This is a genomic window from Actinomadura sp. CNU-125 (assembly GCF_001942465.1).
GTDB lineage: Bacteria > Actinomycetota > Actinomycetes > Streptosporangiales > Streptosporangiaceae > Spirillospora.
The window spans coordinates 1-3,865 of the sequence record NZ_MKJY01000383.1; the positions used below are offsets into that span (position 1 = coordinate 1).

Annotated in this window: 5 protein-coding genes and 1 pseudogene; all 6 read right to left on the reverse strand. The window is 77.6% G+C overall.

What is annotated here, in order from left to right; all coding sequences use genetic code 11:
• Positions 1-1,555, reverse strand: a 1,555-nt coding sequence (locus BJF79_RS34250) for a complex I subunit 5 family protein (protein WP_262402976.1), incomplete at its 3' end; no start/stop codon positions are given.
• Positions 1,556-1,645: 90 nt separating this feature from the next.
• Entirely contained in the window at positions 1,646-1,999 is a 354-nt protein-coding gene (locus BJF79_RS34255; protein ID WP_075903676.1) for a sodium:proton antiporter, read from the reverse strand.
• Positions 1,996-2,694 carry an MnhB domain-containing protein gene (locus tag BJF79_RS34260; RefSeq protein ID WP_075903678.1) on the reverse strand — a complete coding sequence of 233 codons (699 nt, stop codon included), beginning with the start codon at positions 2,692-2,694 and terminating at the stop codon, positions 1,996-1,998. The genes BJF79_RS34255 and BJF79_RS34260 overlap by 4 nt, the downstream gene beginning before the upstream one ends.
• Positions 2,691-3,140 carry a Na(+)/H(+) antiporter subunit B gene (locus BJF79_RS34265; protein ID WP_075903680.1) on the reverse strand — a complete coding sequence of 150 codons (450 nt, stop codon included), beginning with the start codon at positions 3,138-3,140 and terminating at the stop codon, positions 2,691-2,693. Before BJF79_RS34265 ends, BJF79_RS34260 begins: the two co-directional genes overlap by 4 nt.
• Positions 3,137-3,445, reverse strand: a pseudogene (locus BJF79_RS34270) (monovalent cation/H(+) antiporter subunit G); the annotation flags it as partial. The pseudogene BJF79_RS34270 and the gene BJF79_RS34265, both read right to left, overlap by 4 nt.
• A gap of 51 nt (positions 3,446-3,496) precedes the next feature.
• Positions 3,497-3,865: MrpF/PhaF family protein (locus tag BJF79_RS62935; protein ID WP_262402977.1), on the reverse strand; the 369-nt coding region annotated here is incomplete at its 5' end.

Here is a 3,865-nt window from a genome sequence, read left to right on the forward strand (position 1 = left end):
ACCGCCCGCACGGTCGGCCGTAGCGCCGCCGCGGCCGTCCGCGCGCGGCGGCGACCACGACGGCCAGCCCGACGGTGACGGCCGACACCACAAGCCCCGACGCCGCCCACGGGTGGGACGGGTGGACGGCGACACCGGTGACGCGCGCCCAGCACCGCGGCCGCGTAGGCGCGGGGGTCGGCGAACACGGCGGCGGCACGGTCCAGGGGCGCGGCGGGCAGCAGCCCGGCCTGCAGCGCGGCGGCGGCCAGCGCGAGGCCGGGGGCGACCATCGTCCAGGGGGCGTGCCGCAGCCCGGTGGAGGTTTCGGGGTCCTCGGGGTCGCCGGGCGGGCCCCCGGTGGGCGTGCCGCGGAACACCCCGCCCACACCCGCAGGACCGCGCCCGCGGTCAGGGCCGACACCGCGATCGACAGCGGCACGTACCACCACCAGCCGAGCGCGCGGACGGCGTGCTCGGTGACGGCGTGCCCGGCGGACGGCCCGCCCGGCGGGAGCCCGGCCAGGGCCAGCCCGCCGAGCAGGAAAGTGGCTCCGGCGACGGGCATGCGGCGCCCGCGGCCGCGCAGATCGTGCTCGTCCAGGGTGCCGTGCCGGTTCAGCAGCACCCCGGCGGCCAGGAACAGGGCGCCCTTGGCGGCGGCGTGCCCGGCCAGCGCGTAGGCGGTCCCGGCGGCCGCGCCGGGGCTCGCGGCGGCGACACCGACCAGCAGCAGCCCCGACTGGCTGATCGTCGAGTATGCCAGCAGCCGCTTCACCTGCGTCTGCAGGACGCACATGACCGCGCCCAGCAGCGCCCCGGCGGCGCCCAGCACCGCCACGCCCCGAAGCGGCACCAGCCCCTCGAACACCACGGTGTGCACGCGCGCGACCCCGTACACGCCCAGCTCGACCATGACGCCGGAGAACAGCACGCACACGGGAGTGGGGGCGACGGCGTGCGCGTCGGCGAGCCAGAAGTGGAAGGGGAACGCGGCGGCCTTGACCAGGTAGCCGGTGCAGATCAGCGCGAACGCGGCGATGGTCGCGGCATCGCCGGGCGGCGTCCCGGCCAGCGCCCGTCCGGCGGCGGCGAGGCCGAGCTGCCCGGTGCGCCCGTAGACCAGCGCGACGCCGGTGAGGGTGAGGTAGGCGCCCAGCGACACGATCAGCCCGAAGTTCACGGCGCCGTGGACGGTGGCGGGCTCCTCCGAGCGGTACCCGGTGAGGCCGAGCGCGACGACCCCCATCAGCTCGAAGAACACGAACTGGGTGAACAGGTCCCCGGCGAGCACGAACCCGCACATCGCGGCCAGCAACAGCAGCATCAGCGTGTGGAAGATCGCCTGCACCTCGGCGAAGAACCGCCACGAGTACACCAGCGCCGCGACGGTCAGCAGCGCGGCCGTCAGGGCGAGCGCGGCGGCGAGCGGGTCGGCGACCAGGGGGATCCCGACGCCGGTGGCGGGCCCCCACCCGCCGAGCCACTCCACGCGGGTGCGGCCGGCGGCGCGGGCGAGGGCCAGCGCCGACAGGGCGGCGACGGTGAGCGCGGCGGCCAGGGCCGCGGCGTCCACGGCGGGCCGCGGCAGCACCGTCCGGTGGCGGCGGTCAGGGCGGCGACCATGACCGGCACCGCGATCGTCAGCTGCAGGATCATCGCGCCGTCACGGTTCCAGGGAGCGCAGCCCGCCGGGGTCCAGGGTGCCGCGGCGGCGGGCGATCTGGACGGCCAGGGCGAGCAGCAGCGCGGTGACGGTGGCGCCGACGACGATGTCGGTGAGCGCCATCGCCTGCACGACCGGGTCGGTGACGGGCCTCCCGGCGGGCGGCGGCGGCCGGTCGGAGAACACCGGCGCGGTGGCCCCGTACCGGTAGCCGATCGCCAGCAGCAGGACGTAGGTGCCGGACTGCGCGACCGACAGGCACACCACGGCGTGCACGAGGTCGCGGCTGGTGACGACCCCGTACAGGCCGATCAGCAGGATGTACCCGGCGACGAGGTGGGGCAGGTGGCTCATGGGCGTCCTCGGCCCTCCCGCGGTTCGCGGCGCAGGAGGGCCTGTTCGAAGAACCGGGCGATGAGCAGGGTCAGGGCGCAGCCGACCTCGGCGGCGACCAGGGCGTTGAGCGCGGGGATCGGCCCGGCGGCGGCGAGCACGACCCCGACGAACGCGGCGGCGGCCAGCGCCTCGGCGGCCTCCAGCAGCGGCAGCGGCCGCAGCCGCCGCAGCGCCGGGTAGTCCCCGGCCAGGTACAGCAGGTGCACGGCGGTGCCCAGGACGACGCCGCCCTGGAATCCGCCGCCGGGGGACAGGTGGCCGTGCGCGACGATGTAGACGCCGATGACCAGGGCGGGCGGCAGCAGCAGGCGGCCGGTGGCGCGCAGCGCGTCGGGGACGTCCGCGGGCCCGTGCGCGGTGGCGTCGCCGTCGGCGGTCTCCTCGTGTCCGGTGGCGCGCAGCAGGACGACGGCGGCGAGGGCGGAGGCGAGCAGGATCAGTTCCTCGCCGACGGTGTCGAAGGCGCGCTGGTCGAAGGTGACCGAGGCGACGGCGTTGGCGGTGCCCTGCTGGAGGGCGTGCCGGACGGCGCGGTCGCCGTAGGGGTGGAACGCGCCGCCGAAGCCGGGCAGGCCGAGGACGCCGAGCGCGAACAGCGCGGCGCATCCGGCGGCTCCGGCGGCGAACAGCAGGAGGCGGGCGCGCGCGTTCACCGCGGGTCGCTTCCCGGGCGTCCGCCCCCGTCCCGTCCGGTGTCGTCCCGTCCGGTCTCGTTCCGCGCGGTGCCGCCGCCGGTGTCGCCGTGGGCGCCGGTGTCGTCGCCGGCGGTGCGGTAGCGGCGGGTGGCGTGCAGGGTCAGGACGACGATCAGCGGGACGACGACCGCGCCGACGCCGATCTGCGACAGGGCGACGTCGGGGGCTTGCAGGATCAGGAACAGCAGCGCGAGGACGAGCCCGTGCCCGGAGAACACGATCGCCTGCCGGACGGGCGCGCGGGTGAGCACGACCGCGGTGGCGGTGAACGCCGCCAGCCCGAGCCCGGTGATCAGCAGGACGTCGGCGAGGACGCCCGACAGCGCCGACGCCGCCGCGGTCGGCGCGTGCGCGGTCGTATGCACGACGGTGTGCGAGGTGAGGGCGCCGGAGGCGGGCGTCATCGCGCGCCCCCGGCACCGTCGGCGCCTGAGTCGGTGCCCGCTTCTGTGCCCGCTTCGTCCCGTCCGGCAGGGCGGTGCACGGCCTGCCCCGCGATGATCATCGCGGCGGGGCCGCTGCCGGTCAGCAGCACCGCGATGACCGCGAGCTTGGCGACGTCGTGCCAGGACGACCAGGGCAGCAGCGCCAGCCCGGCGGCCACCAGCGGGACGGCCGCCGCGGTGACGGGCGCGGACGCGTGCAGGCGCGCGGCGGCGTCCCCGGTGGCGGCGAGCCGCAGCGCCGACACCACCGCGACGGCCGTCCCGGCCCAGACGAGCGCGGCGCGAACGCGGTGAGGGTCATCGCGCGCCGCTCCTCACAGCGTCCGGGCCAGGAACCGGGCGAACACCAGCGACCCGGCCGACGCCACCAGCGCCAGCACCAGCGCGACGTCCAGGTAGGCGGGGCGGCCGTAGGCGCGGCGAGCAGGGCCGCCGCCAGGGCGGTCAGCGGCCCGGCGGCCAGCAGTCCGGCGAGCCGGTCGGCGGGCCGTCCCCGCAGGAGGCCGGCGAGGGCGGGCAGCAGGCCGCCGAGCAGCGGGGGATCGGCGGGCACCGCGGCCGCGGCGACGACGTCCTCGGGCACCGGGGTCACGGCTCGCCCCCCTCTCCCCGGCCGGGGTCCGCGCCGTGACCGTCGGGGCCGGTGCCCGCGCGGTCGTCGCCGGGCGGGACCTCGGCGATGA

What these genes read in the sequence shown, in the direction of transcription:
- BJF79_RS34255 (WP_075903676.1), bottom strand. Translation starts at nt 1,999, where the DNA reads ATGAGCCACCTGCCCCACCTCGTCGCCGGGTACATCCTGCTGATCGGC.
- BJF79_RS34265 (WP_075903680.1), bottom strand. Translation starts at nt 3,140, where the DNA reads ATGACGCCCGCCTCCGGCGCCCTCACCTCGCACACCGTCGTGCATACG.